General features: G+C 43.4%; 17 protein-coding genes and 1 riboswitch. Of the genes, 11 read left to right on the top strand and 6 right to left on the bottom strand.

Going from position 1 to position 14,364, the window contains the following annotated elements:
• Positions 1-237 precede the first annotated feature (237 nt).
• A complete protein-coding gene (locus JZO70_RS00740) occupies positions 238-567 on the top strand; it encodes a nucleotide pyrophosphohydrolase (protein ID WP_207671611.1) in 330 nt (109 codons plus the stop codon).
• Between the two features lie 261 nt (positions 568-828).
• Positions 829-2,343, top strand: a complete 1,515-nt coding sequence (locus tag JZO70_RS00745) for an AcpB/EbpR/MafR family transcriptional regulator (protein WP_207671612.1) — start codon at positions 829-831, stop codon at positions 2,341-2,343.
• A 27-nt stretch (positions 2,344-2,370) separates the two neighbouring features.
• Here the strand turns inward: JZO70_RS00745 and gloA2 are convergent, their stop codons facing one another.
• A complete protein-coding gene (gloA2, locus tag JZO70_RS00750; RefSeq protein ID WP_207671613.1) occupies positions 2,371-2,763 on the bottom strand; it encodes an SMU1112c/YaeR family gloxylase I-like metalloprotein in 393 nt (130 codons plus the stop codon).
• 109 nt (positions 2,764-2,872) lie between these two features.
• Positions 2,873-2,962, top strand: a riboswitch (TPP riboswitch).
• Between the two features lie 117 nt (positions 2,963-3,079).
• Between gloA2 and thiW the strand changes: the two genes are divergently transcribed.
• From thiW to JZO70_RS00780, 6 genes are all read left to right on the top strand, one after another.
• Positions 3,080-3,595, top strand: coding sequence for an energy coupling factor transporter S component ThiW (gene thiW, locus JZO70_RS00755; protein ID WP_207671614.1), 516 nt, complete (start codon positions 3,080-3,082; stop codon positions 3,593-3,595).
• Entirely contained in the window at positions 3,592-4,413 is an 822-nt protein-coding gene (thiM, locus tag JZO70_RS00760; RefSeq protein ID WP_207671615.1) for a hydroxyethylthiazole kinase, read from the top strand. Before thiW ends, thiM begins: the two co-directional genes overlap by 4 nt.
• Positions 4,410-5,033, top strand: coding sequence for a thiamine phosphate synthase (gene thiE, locus JZO70_RS00765; protein ID WP_207671616.1), 624 nt, complete (start codon positions 4,410-4,412; stop codon positions 5,031-5,033). The genes thiM and thiE overlap by 4 nt, the downstream gene beginning before the upstream one ends.
• Positions 5,034-5,060: 27 nt before the next feature.
• Entirely contained in the window at positions 5,061-5,387 is a 327-nt protein-coding gene (locus JZO70_RS00770) for a cupin domain-containing protein (protein ID WP_207671617.1), read from the top strand.
• Positions 5,388-5,527: 140 nt separating this feature from the next.
• Positions 5,528-6,451, top strand: coding sequence for a magnesium transporter CorA family protein (locus JZO70_RS00775; RefSeq protein ID WP_207671618.1), 924 nt, complete (start codon positions 5,528-5,530; stop codon positions 6,449-6,451).
• Positions 6,452-6,578: 127 nt separating this feature from the next.
• A complete protein-coding gene (locus JZO70_RS00780; RefSeq protein WP_207671619.1) occupies positions 6,579-7,151 on the top strand; it encodes a phosphatase PAP2 family protein in 573 nt (190 codons plus the stop codon).
• A 33-nt stretch (positions 7,152-7,184) separates the two neighbouring features.
• Here the strand turns inward: JZO70_RS00780 and dsdA are convergent, their stop codons facing one another.
• On the bottom strand, positions 7,185-8,459 hold the full coding sequence (dsdA, locus tag JZO70_RS00785; protein ID WP_207671620.1) for a D-serine ammonia-lyase: 1,275 nt from the start codon (positions 8,457-8,459) through the stop codon (positions 7,185-7,187).
• A gap of 153 nt (positions 8,460-8,612) precedes the next feature.
• On the opposite strand from dsdA, the gene JZO70_RS00790 reads away from it, so the two are divergent.
• From JZO70_RS00790 to JZO70_RS00800, 3 genes are all read left to right on the top strand, one after another.
• Entirely contained in the window at positions 8,613-8,993 is a 381-nt protein-coding gene (locus tag JZO70_RS00790; RefSeq protein WP_207671621.1) for a hypothetical protein, read from the top strand.
• Positions 8,994-9,121: 128 nt separating this feature from the next.
• Positions 9,122-9,577, top strand: coding sequence for a DUF3788 domain-containing protein (locus JZO70_RS00795; RefSeq protein ID WP_207671622.1), 456 nt, complete (start codon positions 9,122-9,124; stop codon positions 9,575-9,577).
• Positions 9,570-10,043 carry a GyrI-like domain-containing protein gene (locus tag JZO70_RS00800; RefSeq protein ID WP_207671623.1) on the top strand — a complete coding sequence of 158 codons (474 nt, stop codon included), beginning with the start codon at positions 9,570-9,572 and terminating at the stop codon, positions 10,041-10,043. Before JZO70_RS00795 ends, JZO70_RS00800 begins: the two co-directional genes overlap by 8 nt.
• Positions 10,044-10,048: 5 nt before the next feature.
• Here JZO70_RS00800 and JZO70_RS00805 read toward each other — a convergent pair whose 3' ends face one another.
• The 4 genes from JZO70_RS00805 to JZO70_RS00820 form a co-directional block, all read right to left on the bottom strand.
• A complete protein-coding gene (locus JZO70_RS00805) occupies positions 10,049-11,266 on the bottom strand; it encodes an ATP-binding protein (protein ID WP_207671624.1) in 1,218 nt (405 codons plus the stop codon).
• Between the two features lie 197 nt (positions 11,267-11,463).
• Positions 11,464-11,883: a hypothetical protein gene (locus tag JZO70_RS00810; protein ID WP_207671625.1), complete on the bottom strand. Its 420-nt coding sequence runs from the start codon at positions 11,881-11,883 to the stop codon at positions 11,464-11,466.
• Positions 11,880-12,650 carry a MurR/RpiR family transcriptional regulator gene (locus JZO70_RS00815; RefSeq protein WP_207671626.1) on the bottom strand — a complete coding sequence of 257 codons (771 nt, stop codon included), beginning with the start codon at positions 12,648-12,650 and terminating at the stop codon, positions 11,880-11,882. The genes JZO70_RS00810 and JZO70_RS00815 overlap by 4 nt, the downstream gene beginning before the upstream one ends.
• Positions 12,651-12,722: 72 nt before the next feature.
• Positions 12,723-14,300, bottom strand: coding sequence for an alpha-glucoside-specific PTS transporter subunit IIBC (locus JZO70_RS00820; protein ID WP_207671627.1), 1,578 nt, complete (start codon positions 14,298-14,300; stop codon positions 12,723-12,725).
• Between the last annotated feature and the right edge of the window lie 64 nt (positions 14,301-14,364).

Consider the following 14,364-nt stretch of genomic DNA (forward strand, 5'->3'; position numbering starts at 1 on the left):
CTGTTGAGTTTGTATCGAAGGATAGAAACCAGATATCTGCAATGATGTTGAGCTTCACTACTGGCTTAGTTGGAGGACTGACTTGGCAGCTGGGATGTTTTTTTGTGATGCCTTGGCGCTATCGGTTATCCAAAAGTTGGGAAACAAACTTTCGATTCAAAAAAAGGCGGAATTTGTGATAAATTAGTATTAGTAAATGCATCTTTGTTCAAAAGAGCGAGAAAAGAGGAACACACATTGACTAGTATGGAGAAAATCACGCAATTTCGCGAGGAGCGCAACTGGCGTCAATTTCATAACGAGAAGGATTTGGCTTTGTCGATTTCTTTGGAGGCAGCGGAGCTTTTGGAGCTGTTCCAATGGAAGACTTCCGAGGAAGCGCGCAAGAATCCAGAGCGTTTGAAGGAAGAATTGGCGGATGTATTGATTTATTCCTATATGATGGCGGACAATTTAGGCTTTGACATCGATGAGATTATCGCTGAGAAGCTGGTGAAAAATGCCGTCAAGTATCCGGTGGAAAAAAGTAAAGATAGTAAACAAAAGTATAATGAGTTAAGTCAGTAGACTGCAGAAACTTCGATAGTCAGAGCCTTTAAATTTGGCTATCGAAGTCCGCTGCAGCTACTGGCTTTTTATTTGTTGGGAATTTTTGACATTTTTTTATGATTATTGCTTATATAGTTTTGAAAGGAGTTTAATCGGTGTCAGTCTATTGACATTTGTTTTTTAATTGAATTCTAATCCCTTTTTCACCAAGTAAAATTTACAAAAATATAAAAACCTGATACTCTCAAATTGCAGGATAGTATGAAGGAGGAGATAAGAATGGACTTTCGTGATATTCTCGGCACCAGCAGCAAGCGTCGGCTGCAGCTGATTGAACAGTTGTATTACAATCGCGACGGACTTCCAAGCGACCAATTAATGAGTGAGCTGGATTGCTCATTGCCCATCTTGTTGGATGATGTCAGGCTGGTAAATGAAAAGAACGACTATTTTCACATTGAAAAGTACAAAGGTCTGTACCGCTTGTCCATGAGGGAGAGAGTCAGTATCGGGAATTTGTACGCGGAAACCTTGATTAATTCTCAGGAATTTCAGATCATTGAACAGCTTTTGTATGAGGAATGCGACAATATCACTAATTTGGCAGATCGTTTGTACCTGAGTGTGTCCAATACCCAACGTTATTTAAAAAAGGTGAAGTTTGCCCTGGAGAAGGCGGGGATGTATTTACGTTATCGGCCTTTGCGGATTGAGGGCAAGGAAAGTGTGATCCGCCATTTTTACTATCGCTATTTTGTCGAGAAGCAAAATGCTTTTGAAAATATTCTGCCGATGATGAAGGACTTTCAATTTAACTCGATTGAACAGTTTGTAGTTGAATTTATCGAGGAGAATAATTTGTATCGGAAGTATATTTTTCAAAAACGGTTGATCTATACGATTTATGTCAGCCTGTGGCGGGTAAAAAATGGGCACACGTATCCAACCAGTGAATTACGCAATAAGGGATTTATTTTACCCGATCAAGAAAACTATGATGAGTTTAACAAGACGGCCAATGATCTGTTTCAGGTTGAGTTGACTGATGGAGTTATCCGCGACTGCATGTGGCTGATTTATGGGGATGCAGTTGTTTTCAGCAATGCACATCGGGAAATGGCTTTGGCGGATAATTTACGCTATCAAACTTTGTATCATCAGCACTATGAACTAGCAGAAGAATTTAACAAACTGCTAGGTGGAAAAATGGATCAGCAGGCGCTTGTTGATATGACCACAGTTTTAATGAATGACTTCTATTTATATGACCGCAACGGTGCGTTTGTGTCGATCTTACGACGCAGCCGTGACACCTTCCTTGAAATGACCGCGATTATGTACCAAAAACCAATTGTTCGTGTCTCAGAAATTGTTCGAAAATTTGTGAATAAATACGGCATGTACCGAGAATCCGATTTTGTGATGAACTATGTATATTTGCTTTTAACAGCCGAGGTGAACAGTCTGGAAATGCTGGTGGAGCAGGATGATCCGATTCGTCTGCTGCTGTTATCGGACTTAACACCTACTGAAGAAACCTTTTTGGCTAAGCATATCGGCAAAATTATCAGCGGGAATTTTGAGATTTCCTACTTTGAAAATGTGGTGGATCGCAAGCAGGGGATGTATCTTGAAATGCTGAATTATGATGGCTTAATTACTACCGGTTCGGTAGACGGGGTGCCGGAAGATTTTCCAGTGGTTGTGATGGACCCGTATGTTACGCCCAAGGCCTTAGTGGTTATTCAGAATTTAGTGAACGAGCTTTCCTTAAATAAGGAATTAGGGTTGTAGCGATAAAGCCAGCAGATTTTGCTGGCTTTATTCGTGTAATTCTAACGGCAGACCGTCTGGATCGAAAAAGAAGGTCATTTTCTCGCCGGTAAAGTCGTCGGTGCGCAGCGGCTCGCAAGCTACACCATGGGATTCAAGGTAAGCAACGGTGTCTTCGATGGCATCGGTTTTGAAGGCTAAATGCCGCAGTCCGCTGGCTTCCGGGTAACTAGGGCGCTTCGGCGGATTCTTGACGGCAAAGATTTCCAGCTCGGCACCATTGGCCAGCTGCAGGTCCAATTTATAATCGTCCCGTTCTTCGCGGTAGTGTTCCCTTATAATCGGAAGCTTTAAAATATCCACGTAAAATTCGCGGGCTTTTTGATAATCTGAAACGATAATTGCTACGTGATGGATGGTGTTAAATGATGGCTGATACATAAAAAATCCCCTTTCTTGCTACCAAGCATAGCACAGCTTTTGGCAGAAATCTGCTGGTGCGGCTGTCAGAAGGGGAAAATCTATGCTATACTCTAATCATAATTTAATATAGAAACATTTGGGGTGCTAAAAAGCTGAGATTATACCCATGGAACCTGAAACAGTTAGAACTGGCGCAGGGAAATGTCGTAAAAACATCAATTGCGCCCGTCCATTTATTTGGTCGGGCTTTTTTTAAGACTTCTCTCTGCCGTTCTAGTAGCAAGAGAAGTCTTTTTGATTGTTCAGAGTATGGTTTAGGAAGGGAGTTGGGTGTTTGCAAAGAGCGAAGCTGCAAAAAATGATGCTGTTAGCCATGATGATTGCGTTGGATGTTGTACTGTCACCGTTGTTTCGCGTGGAGGGGATGGCACCGATGTCCAGTGTGATGAATGTTTTAGCTGGCGGGCTGTTGGGACCCGTGTATGGAACGGCGATGGCTTTGTGTTGTGGGGTCATCCGTATGGTTTTATTGGGGATGCCGCCCTTAGCTTTGACGGGTGCAGTTTTTGGCGCCTTTTTGGCGGGGCTATTGTATCGCATGACCGGAAGTATTTATGGTTCCATGATCGGGGAAATTATCGGCACCGGGATTATCGGTTCGCTGCTGTCGTATCCGATGATGGTTTTCTTAACCGGCAGTCAGCAGGGGTTGTATTGGATCATTTATACCCCGAGATTTATCGGAGCGGCCTTAATTGGTTCCTTCGTGGCTTTATTTGTTTGGAAGTTGATTTGTCGTGTACCAGTGTTTATAAGATGCCAGCAATTATTTGGAGGGATTAAGTCATGAGTAAACTATCAGCCGCAGTAAAAGATGTATTTCCGTTGTCCACGTCGCCTTTGGTTCAATGCATTACCAATGAAATCACCTGTGAATCGATGGCCAATTCCTTGTTGTATATTGATGCCAAACCGGTGATGGCGGATGATGCCCGCGAGTTTCCGGCTTTTTTCCAGCAAACCGACAGCCTGCTGCTGAATCTGGGACGTATTTCTCCGCAGCGGGAGGCCAATATTTTTGAAGCCAGCCGTTTTGCGAAAATGCACCACAAACCAACCGTTATCGACGTGGTAGGTTTAGCGGCTAGTCCTTTGCGACAGGAAATGGCGCTGCAACTAATGAAGCAGCCGCCTCAAGTCGTTAAAGGCAACATCTCAGAAATGCGGGCGTTGTGTCAGCTGGAAAGTCACGGGCGCGGCGTTGACGGTAGTTCGTTGGATCAGTCGGAAGAAGCGCTAACCGAATTGACCGCAGCATTGAAGATCTTGGCAGCCGACTACCCAGATACTACCTTCTTGGCAACCGGTGCGGTGGATGTGGTGGTGAATCAGACCGAAGCTTGCCTGTTGGAAAACGGAGTGGATGAACTGGACTGCTTTACGGGAACCGGCGATATCGTAGGTGCCATGATTGCGGCGTTATTAGGTGTCGGCCTGGAACCTTTCCCGGCAATCATTGCGGCGGTTAGCTACTTTAATTGCTGCGGAGAAAAAGCCAAAGAACTGGTTCCTGAAGGCTTAGCCGATTTTCGTCAAGCCACCTTAAATCAGCTTTCGCTGTTGATGAAGACCGACTGGGAAAAACAAGTGAAGGGGAAAATGGTATGAACAACGAACTACTGAAGCTTTATTTAGTGACGGGACGTTATGATTTTAGCGATGAGGAGTTTTTGACGATCATCGAAGAAGCTTGCCAAAACGGCGTAACCTCGGTTCAGCTGCGGGAAAAGGAATTGTCCACTCATGACTTTTATCAGCTGGCATTAAAGGTCAAGGCGGTGACTGCTCGCTACGATATTCCTTTGATTATTAACGATCGGTTGGACATTTGTCTGGCTGTGGATGCTGAAGGGCTGCATATCGGTGACGATGAGCTTCCAGTGACGGTAGCCCGGCGTTTATTGGGCTCGGATAAAATCCTCGGAGTATCCGCTAAAACACTGGAAAGAAGTGTAGAGGCTCAAACAGAGGGGGCTGACTATTTAGGCGTGGGGGCGATTTTCCCTACCCCAACGAAGGAGTCTGATGTGACACCTATAGCGACTTTAAAAGAGATCACGGGATCTGTGGCGCTTCCGGTGGTAGCCATCGGCGGAATTAAGCTGGGTAACCTGTCTGCTTTGACAGATAGCGGAATTACTGGTATATCAGTAGTAAGCGAAATAATGAAAGCTGAAGATGTGCCTCAAACAGTCAAAAGCCTGCGCCAGGCAGTTGAGGCCCTGTAATGTATCTTTGGTTAAAAGGAGGCCCCCATGATTAGCTACAAAAAAGATCAAACGTTCCAAAAAGTCGATGAGAACACCGAGCGTTGTGTGGTAACTCATAGCGACAAGATTATGTCGGTAGTCGTACGTTTCAAAGAAGTTCAAGAAAGTACTTCGTTGCACAGCCATCCGGAAGAACAGGTAACCTATATCGTTAAAGGCAAGTTCAAGTTTTTTGAAGAAGACCAAGAATATATTGTCGAACCTGGTGATTTTCTGCGTTTTGAGTCCAATGTGCGCCACGGCTGTGTTCCATTAGAACCAAATTCCGAGTTGGTCGACACCTTTACACCGATTCGCAAGGATTTTTTGTAAAATTGAATGAGTGATACATTGAGCCGATGAGGGAGATTTCATCGGTTTTTTCCTGTGCGCTAAAAGCATAGAAACCGGGTTTCCAGCCGTTGTAGCGTATAATGATTCTTATACTATCAGGTGTCCAAAGGAGTAAAATCATGTTAGAACAATCCACCATCACGACCGGTGAAAAGACGAGAGAGTGGCTGTCCATCACGGCGCCAACCGAGGAAGAAATCCTCAGCTATGCAGCGAAGTTTGACCTGCCGAAGGATGTATTTACCCTCCATCCTTTTACCGAAGAAGTTTCGCGAATTGAAATCCTTGATTCAGACAAGCTGGGCCAGTGTGTCAGCCTGGTTTTGATCAGCTATCAGGTGGAACAGGATGTTTCCGATTCGGTTGAGGGGGCGTTGCTGCCGATTTCGTTTCTGTTTTCAGAAGACCGAGTGATTACGGTGGCTTCAGATACCTACGAGCTGTTGAAAATGCAGCGGATGTTTGAAGCCTGCGAAGGCGATGCGGCGCAGTTTATCATTGCTTATATTTTATACACCTACCACAATTATCTGCTGGCTTTAAACAAGCAAAAACGGATGATCGATGAAGTCAACGAGGCCTCTAAAAATAGTACCGAAAAGGACAACCTGATTTTACTGCGGGATATCGAAAAAAACCTGGTTTATCTGGAGCATACGCTAGACGATCAAAAACAAACGACGGACTTGATTTTAGCAGATGAACGGATCATTAGCCAGATTTCCAAGGAAGCGTTGAACGATGTTCGGATCAGCTGCCGGCGGGTTGAAAAGCTGGTGCATTTGTATCGCGGATTAGTGGATTCCACCAGCGGAATGGTATCGGCTTTGATGGACAATACCTTGAATCACTTGATGAAATATCTGGATTCAGCGGCCTTGATTATTTCCATTCCCACCTTGATTTTCAGTCTGTGGGGGATCAATACCGGCGGACTACTGTGGAAGGATTCGATTTTGGGTTCACTGAGTGTAGTTCTGCTGGCACTGGTGTTAACGATTATTGGTGTCATTTTGCTGCGGCGCAAGGACTTTATGGACTGATTATCAATTGAAGTTGTCGCTTTAAGCAACGCACAAATTCAAGTGGGAATTTGCGAAGGTTATTCCCGAGAACAGAAATTGGATGTGTTAAGATGGAAGTGAAGAAAAGAGTGAGGAGGTAATAGCCATGATTGGAGCTGCCGCTAGTTCATTTGTCGCTTTTTTGCTGGTGTTGATCCTAGTCCAAGGACAAAATATCCAGCCAGCTGATGTCGCATTTTCCCAAAAAGTGATCACTTATCGCAAGGCTGGACTAACCAAAATGTTTCTCTTCTTTACTAAATTAGGCAAAGCGGTACCGACGCTGTTAATCTGTCTATTGCTGGTACTTATTCCCCAAACTCGAACCACGATTGCTTTGAATGTGGGAATTAATGTGGTGGCAACTACCGGCCTTACATTTATTATTAAACGTATCTTTAAGCGGGAACGGCCGCGAGACAACCGCCTGGTGGAAGAAACGGATCATAGTTTCCCCAGTGGTCATTCTTCGACAGCCGCGACACTTTATATCGGAATATTTTTGAACGCTCTGTTGTTTATGAACGCAGCTTGGTGGTTGGCTGTGCCGGCGTTCCTTCTGAGTTTTTTAGTCGGCTTTAGCCGCGTATACCTGGGCATCCATTATTTCACCGATGTGTTAGGCGGCTGGTTTTTAGGGCTGACAATTGCTTTTGTGGTTCCACTATTGATGAATTAAACAAACCCTGCGATTTTTTTCGCAGGGTTTTACTTATTTGCCTAATTGATAAGCTGCCACACGTTCTGCTTCGGGCACCATATTTCCGCCAGTTCCCCAAACAATGTGGGTTCCTTTGCGAAGCTGTGGATTTTCTTGGGCAAAGGTTCGGTTTACATCTGAAAATGAAGCAAAACCAGCTGTCGAAGAGGGTTCCACGAAAATGTCTTCCTGATCCTTCAACAACCGCAGATAGTGATACAACCGCTGATCCGCCACCGTGGTTTCCCCATATAAGAAGGGCTCAATTACCTCACCCACTAAACGGGATGGTCGGCCAACTGCCAAACCATCGGCCGCGGTTTTCCCGTCCAAGCCAATATCAGAAACTGCGATCTGATCATTTAACTGAGTGTACAACCCCAGCAGCATGCAAGGAGCATGAGTGGGCTCCACGAAAATAATCGTAACAGCCTCGCCGAATAATTGATGCAGACCAAAGGCTACGCCGCCAGGACTGCCGCCAACCCCGCAAGGCAGATAAACAACTAGCGGCTGTTCCTTGGAAATAGTAATTCCTTGGTGGATTAACTGCTGCTGCAAACGCAAAGCCGCCACACTGTAGCCTAAGAAAAGATCCCGTGAGGCTTCATCGTCAACAAAATGACAGTTAGGATTTCCTTCCGCCGTCTTTCGCCCAGCGGCTACTGCTTGACTGAAGTCTCCAGGATGCTCAACGACAGTGACTCCTCGTTCTCGCAATAAATCCTTTTTCCATTGTTTAGCATCTTCTGACATATGCACCGTGGTTCGAAAGCCCAGCTTCGCCCCCATAATTCCAATGCTTAAGCCTAAATTACCAGTCGAACCTACTGCAATTTCATATTGAGAAAATAGTTCAAGAAAGGCTTGATCCGCTAATTTTTCGTAATTGTCGGTCAGCTGCAACATGCCAGTATCCAAGGCAATTGTTTCCGCCAATTTCAAGACTTCGTAAATCCCGCCCCGGGCTTTAATGGAACCAGAAATCGGCAGATGACTGTCGCATTTCAAGTAAAGTTTTCCTTCAAAGTTAAAGTCATCAGAATCCTTCAAGGCCGCCAGCATCTTAGGAACTTCCTTCAATTCCGATTCGATAATCCCGTTAGTCGCTTGAGTTTCCGGAAAAACCTGCGCAATATAAGGCGCAAAGCGTTCCAAGCGAGCCGCCGCATCCTCCATGTCCGCCAAAGTAAATACCGCGGGCTTTTCTATACCAAAATTCGGATTTCTCCATTGAACTTCCTGGTAGTTTTGTAAATCAGTTAAAAAAGCATCTATCTGAATCATAAAGGACTCCTTGTTTTTTATTCAAAGATACCATGTTTGCCCAAGAGTTGTGAATGCTTATTTTTTGTTCATCAACTGAGAGTAGCAAGATAGCGATGTTTGTTGCAAAAACTTTGTGCTATCATATATAGAGGGAAAAGAAGGGAGTTAAGGATGTATAAGAAGTTAAATCAATATCTTGGTAGGAGACCTGGATTTTATTTGTTGTTTCTATGGACTATATTGGTAGTGGTCCAGATGATAGTTAATGGTAGAAATCAGCTTCCGCTTTGGCATAACATGTATACTAAATTTGTCTTTGCATTGTGTTTTTTACTAGTCTTCTTTTTTTACACGCTAAAGTTACAAAAGCGGACACAGTTTGTTGTCGGTTTTGTCAGCAGTTTTATTTATCAAATTGTCAGCAACTGGTTTAATAAAGGTTTAGTGGATTATACCTCATTGATTATTCTGGCTGTAGTTGCAATTATGTGCGCTGCATTTTTGATGATTATTGTTACAGGTTTAGAAAGAAACTACGAACGTTCAAAATAAACGATTCAATCGAGATTTAGCATAATAAAAAGCTAAATCTCTTTTTTTGTCTTGCGAAAAAAGAGCACTGGAGTGCAAGCGAAGGTCACGATTTTTCCCTATGATAAAAGAAAAAAGCAGGTGATGAGATGAATTGGAAGGCACAATTCCCCGCAACGCAACAGCCTACAGAGCAGCAAATTGCGGAATTTATTGACAATCAACTTTGGCAAGTGCTGAATCACTATTTGCAGCAAGCTTATGAAGCGAAACCAAAATACAGCCATAGCAGATGCTCCATGCAAGCCGGCTGGAACGTCAAATACCACAAGGCAGGTAAATCCTTGTGCACTTTATATCCAATGGAAGGCTATTTTATTATGCTAGTGGTTGTCGGAAAAGCCGAGATGGCTGAAGCGGAAGAAATGATGCCTTTGCTGTCGACCTATACGCAGCAAGTCTTCCAGCAAACTGAAGTCGGCCAAGGACAAAAATGGCTAATGCTGGAAATTAGGGAGCAGGAAATTTTAGAGGATGCGATAAAACTCGTTGCATTGCGTCGTAAGCCAAAAAATCAAATCGATCGGGGAGAGCTGAATGACTAGAATTACGCAAATCATGCAAAAGAAGCTGCCGGAAATGCAGCTGTTGTCCGTACGAAAGACCATCCACTTTTTTGAAGAATATTCCGACTTCATGGGAGAAGCTGTCGGCAAAATCGAAGAACGGATCAAAGAAGCCGACAGCTATCCCAGCAGCGGGCCGATCGTTTGCTTCCATAATATGGACTTAGAAAAATTAGACGTAGAGATCGGTTTTCAAATAGCTGAACCAATCGCAGGAAAAGGTGCAGTGAAGGATTCCGTACTGCCCGCTCGAACGATCGCCACCGCGATTGACCAAGGACCTTATGAAAAACAGGATCCGACGATGGAAGAACTGATGAAGTGGATCAGCGAAAACGGCTATCAGCCTACTGGCGGAATTTATTACCACTATTTGAATGATGATCAGCGGCCGGAAGAAGAGCTGCTGACGGAGATGTATCTGCCGATAACGAAGCAGAGCTGACATTACTAAGCTTGCAGCAGCCAATCGATCACATTCATTTTCTTAATACCATCGTAATTTGCTGTTTTATTCAATTGATCCAATGTTAATAGATACTTAGGGTACTGGTCGTCGATTGATTGCAGTGAACGCAATTCACGAGTTAACACCTGCTCATCCAAGGCGGTTAACGCAACTTGATAATAAGTAATTTCCTGTTGGTCATTGATAGCAACGAAGTCAACCTCATACTTTTTAGTTTTCCCGACATAGACTTTCTGGTATCTTCTAAGCAGTTCCAGGTAGACGATGTTTTCAACAATATGACCGAAATCTTCTCGGTGATCCCGCAGTATCAGTTGTCTTAATCCAATATCTACAACATAGTATTTCTCTTGACTGTTTAATAGCTGCCTACCATGAATGTCGTAGCGTTCAGCCCGATACATGATTAAGCTGTCAAGAATACCAGCTATATATTTTTCAACTGTTTTGTTAGAAATAGCGGCCCCCGCGCTCTTAAGTGTATTTGTTAATTTGTTGGTATTAACTAGACTGCCAATGGTACTAAAAAGGGTAGCCAATACTTTTTCTAACACCTGCACATCCTGTACACTCAAGCGAGTGATAATATCATTCAAAACAACGGTAGAATACAGACCTTGAAGGTACTCTAAAAGTTCCTGATCGTTATCAGTAAAAAGGGCATAGGGGAAGGAGCTTTTCAAGTAATCGTTGAAGAAGGCTTCATCAGTTTTATAACGGTCGTTTTGCTTATGCCAATTGACGTACTCTTGAAAAGACAACGGCAGCATCGCTAGTTCTACATAGCGACCGCTCAATAAAGTGGCAATCTCTCCGCTTAAAAAATAGGCGTTTGAACCAGTTATATAGAGATCGACGTTGTTCTCTAAAAAAAGTGAATCCACCACACGCTCAAATTCCTGAACATGTTGAATTTCATCAAGAAAAATATAATACATTGATTCTTCAGTTGTCATTTTTTTTAGATAACGGTACAGCTTTTGGGGATCCCTAAGCTCATCAAAAGCCATGTTTTCGAAGTTAACGGAAATAATATGGTTTTCTGGTACACCAGAATCAATCAGCTCCTGTTTAAAAAGGAGAAACAAGGTTGATTTTCCAGAACGACGTACACCGGAAACGACTTTGATAATGGGTTTATCTTTATGTCTTTGCAGAAAATTCAAGTAGCTTTTTCTTTTAACATACTTCGCGTTCATTTTATCCCCTCCATTCCTAAAACATACCACAAATCAAAAGTTTTTGGAATCTATTCCAAAAACTTTTTCCGATGATTCAAAAGAGAACCAAAACTAAAACAGCTGACACGTATCGTGCCACAACGGATTTAGCCAGAACAATAAAAAATAAGCCATCGCATACCGAGATATACGATGACTTACCTTATTTCTCAAACCTAAACCATCTGCGCCAACAACAACCCAGACACCAGGATAGACAGACACAAAACCCCACAGCCTAGTAAAAAGAAAGCTTTTGGCTGTTCCGCACTTGCTTCATCCGAGCCTCTTCTTAAAGAAAGAAACACCAAAGCAGCACCCAGGATATTAAAGCTGATCAACTGCTGAGCCAGGGCCATAAACAAATAGTGCTTTTGCTGTTTGCCTTTCAGCATTTTCAACCAATAGCTTTGCGTAAAGGCGATGCAGGCATTCAAAAAGATGAAGGCAAAGGGCGCTTGATTTAAAAGCTCCGTGAAGCTGATATGTAAGTTAAGGGTGGTCAGATAGACATAAATCAAAATCAAGATGGGACTAATCAACCAGTAGCCCTGCAAAATCGGGAAGGGATTGTAGCGTTTAATAGTCTGAATCATAATGAGCTCTCCTGTTCTTTTCCTAGCGAGACGATGTAGCGTCTGATAATCGTATCCAGCAATAAGTTCAACGTAATAAAGGAATGCAATTGGCGACTTTGGCCGTGAATCACCATCGGCGTTACGTGATAGTGCAGGCTGTAATTAGCCAATGAAGACATATAGTTTTGACTAAATTCAGTAATGGCGATGAAAGGAATTTGCCGCAGCTTCAAGATTTTAATGTCTTCCTTCATCTCATCGGTTTCCCCGCTTAGGGAAATAAAAATCACCAAATCCTGTTTCGTGAAGGCGGACATACTAACATCAAATTCCGTTTTAGCCGGCAAGACCATCGAACGGACCTTGCAGCCTAGTAAAGATTTGGAAAATTCGTTGGCGGCATTTTTCTGAGCATAGCCGGTGCCGTAGCAGTAAACAATGTTGGCGTTAGCCAGCAGCTGCATCAGCGGTTCAAAGTCCAGCTGGTCCAAATATTTCTGCGTATCCTCAATGTCTTTGCGTTGATTGGCTAAGACATCATACAAATTGTCGTTTGGGTTATCCTTGGAGGATTTCAAAAAATATTTCAATTCTGAATAGCCGGAAAAGCCTAGTTTTTTCGTTAAGCGAATCACGGAGGATTTTGACACATGAGCGGCTGTCGCCAGGGAGCTGATGGTCATGGCTTCAACGTTCGGCTGGTTATCCAGCATGTAAGCCAATATTTCTTTTTCGGTTTCGCTAAAGCTTTCCTGCCGCGAATTAATCAAATCTCGTAGATTCATAAAAACAGCTCCTAATCCCTCTTGTTTCCTCTATTATAATGTAAGAAACCAACAGCGACTAGGAGCAAATCATTAATTCAACAATTGTTCGAAGCGTTCTCTCACTTGGGGAACGTCCATCCCAACAATAACTTGGAAGGCTGTACCTTTTCTTACTACACCGTGAGCGCCGCCTGATTTGAAGGCTGTGTCGTCGGCTACTTTGGTTTCGTCTTTGACACTAATTCGCAAACGTGTGGCACAATTGTTTACTTTACTGATATTTTCTGCGCCACCAAAGGCTTCTAAAAAGACTTGGGCCCGTTCAGAATAAGGATCGCTGGCTGCTGAGTCGTTGCCAGCTTTTTTGGCTTCTTTGTAATCTTTTTTGCTGTACAATTTCACTTCAGTATCTTCTTGTTCACGACCTGGTGTAGCAAAGTCGAATTTCAAGATTAAATATCTGAAGGAGAAGAAGTAAATCGCCACAAAGGCTAAGCCGATCGCAATTTGGATCAGGTAAGTTTGCCAATGGTTTGGCCATAATGGCAACCAGTTTCTGGTCAGCATATCGATCAAGCCGCTGTTCATGTCACCGACAACCCCGAAGCTGAACATCGTTGCTGCCATGATACCTGTTAAGACGGCATGAAGCAGGAACAATGGTGGTGCGATAAATAGGAACGTAAATTCTAATGGTTCAGTCACCCCGATTAATGCTGCAGTTAAAGCAACCGGAATTAAAATCGACAAAACTTGTTTTTTCTTGCTTGGTTTAGCCGTTGCATAAAAGGCTGCGGAAATACCAAGAGAAGCAAAGATTTTTGAGTTTCCGTTTAATGAGAAGCCGCCTTGCGGGAACAACTCTTTTAAAGAAGAAGTACTTTGCGCAAATTCGTTTAAGTGTTCCATCCAGTATTTCGCGATCCCACCTTCAACGACAGCTGGACCATAAAGGAATGGGGTATAAACGAAGTGATGCAACCCAGTTGGGATCAACACCCGTTCTAAGAAAGCGTACAGACCAACTCCGAAGACACCTGATGAAACCAAGAAGCCTTGCATCGAGCTGATGCCCATTTGAACTTTTGGCCAAATTAAGCAGACCAACAAAGCGACTGGCAACATAACCGCAAAGCCTAGGATGTAAACGAAGGTTGAACCTTGGAAAACCCCTAACCAATCCGGTAATTTTTTCTCAAAGTAGCGGTTGTGCAACCAAACGGCGATAGAAGCAAAGACGATGGCTCCCAACACACCAGTATCCAATGTTTTGATACCTGCGATTAATTTCAAACCAGATTCGCCGCCAGGATCAGCTGCAAAATTGACACCAAAGGTTTTTCCGTAAAATTGCAGGATGCTGCTGATAAAGTAATTAGCCGTTAAGTAGATAACAAATGATTCCATGGCTGCTCGGCCGCTGGCTTTTTTCGCCAGGCCTAAAGGCAATCCAATAATAAAGAGCAATTCCAATTGATTAAAAACGGTCCAAGCGCCATTTTCGATAATCGACCAGACGTTGTACCAAGCTGATCCTTCCGTTGCGATACTACCTACCAATAGTGGGTTTTTGAATACGACTGACAAGGCTACTGCAATCCCGGCAAATGAGAATAAAAGCACCGGTGTATACATTGCGCCTCCGAAGCGTTGTATTTTCTCCATCATGTAGAGAACACCTTCTTTCGTTTTGATGACTTATTTATAGCATGGTTTGTAATCCGCTTACAAT

This window comes from Candidatus Enterococcus moelleringii (assembly GCF_017377575.1).
GTDB classification, from domain to species: domain Bacteria; phylum Bacillota; class Bacilli; order Lactobacillales; family Enterococcaceae; genus Enterococcus_A; species Enterococcus_A moelleringii.

Coding starts and splice junctions, on each gene's coding strand:
- JZO70_RS00745 (WP_207671612.1), top strand. CDS start 829: ATGGACTTTCGTGATATTCTCGGCACCAGCAGCAAGCGTCGGCTGCAG.
- gloA2 (WP_207671613.1), bottom strand. CDS start 2,763: ATGTATCAGCCATCATTTAACACCATCCATCACGTAGCAATTATCGTT.
- thiM (WP_207671615.1), top strand. CDS start 3,592: ATGAGTAAACTATCAGCCGCAGTAAAAGATGTATTTCCGTTGTCCACG.
- thiE (WP_207671616.1), top strand. CDS start 4,410: ATGAACAACGAACTACTGAAGCTTTATTTAGTGACGGGACGTTATGAT.
- JZO70_RS00770 (WP_207671617.1), top strand. CDS start 5,061: ATGATTAGCTACAAAAAAGATCAAACGTTCCAAAAAGTCGATGAGAAC.
- JZO70_RS00775 (WP_207671618.1), top strand. CDS start 5,528: ATGTTAGAACAATCCACCATCACGACCGGTGAAAAGACGAGAGAGTGG.
- JZO70_RS00780 (WP_207671619.1), top strand. CDS start 6,579: ATGATTGGAGCTGCCGCTAGTTCATTTGTCGCTTTTTTGCTGGTGTTG.
- dsdA (WP_207671620.1), bottom strand. CDS start 8,459: ATGATTCAGATAGATGCTTTTTTAACTGATTTACAAAACTACCAGGAA.
- JZO70_RS00790 (WP_207671621.1), top strand. CDS start 8,613: ATGTATAAGAAGTTAAATCAATATCTTGGTAGGAGACCTGGATTTTAT.
- JZO70_RS00795 (WP_207671622.1), top strand. CDS start 9,122: ATGAATTGGAAGGCACAATTCCCCGCAACGCAACAGCCTACAGAGCAG.
- JZO70_RS00800 (WP_207671623.1), top strand. CDS start 9,570: ATGACTAGAATTACGCAAATCATGCAAAAGAAGCTGCCGGAAATGCAG.
- JZO70_RS00805 (WP_207671624.1), bottom strand. CDS start 11,266: ATGAACGCGAAGTATGTTAAAAGAAAAAGCTACTTGAATTTTCTGCAA.
- JZO70_RS00810 (WP_207671625.1), bottom strand. CDS start 11,883: ATGATTCAGACTATTAAACGCTACAATCCCTTCCCGATTTTGCAGGGC.
- JZO70_RS00815 (WP_207671626.1), bottom strand. CDS start 12,650: ATGAATCTACGAGATTTGATTAATTCGCGGCAGGAAAGCTTTAGCGAA.
- JZO70_RS00820 (WP_207671627.1), bottom strand. CDS start 14,300: ATGATGGAGAAAATACAACGCTTCGGAGGCGCAATGTATACACCGGTG.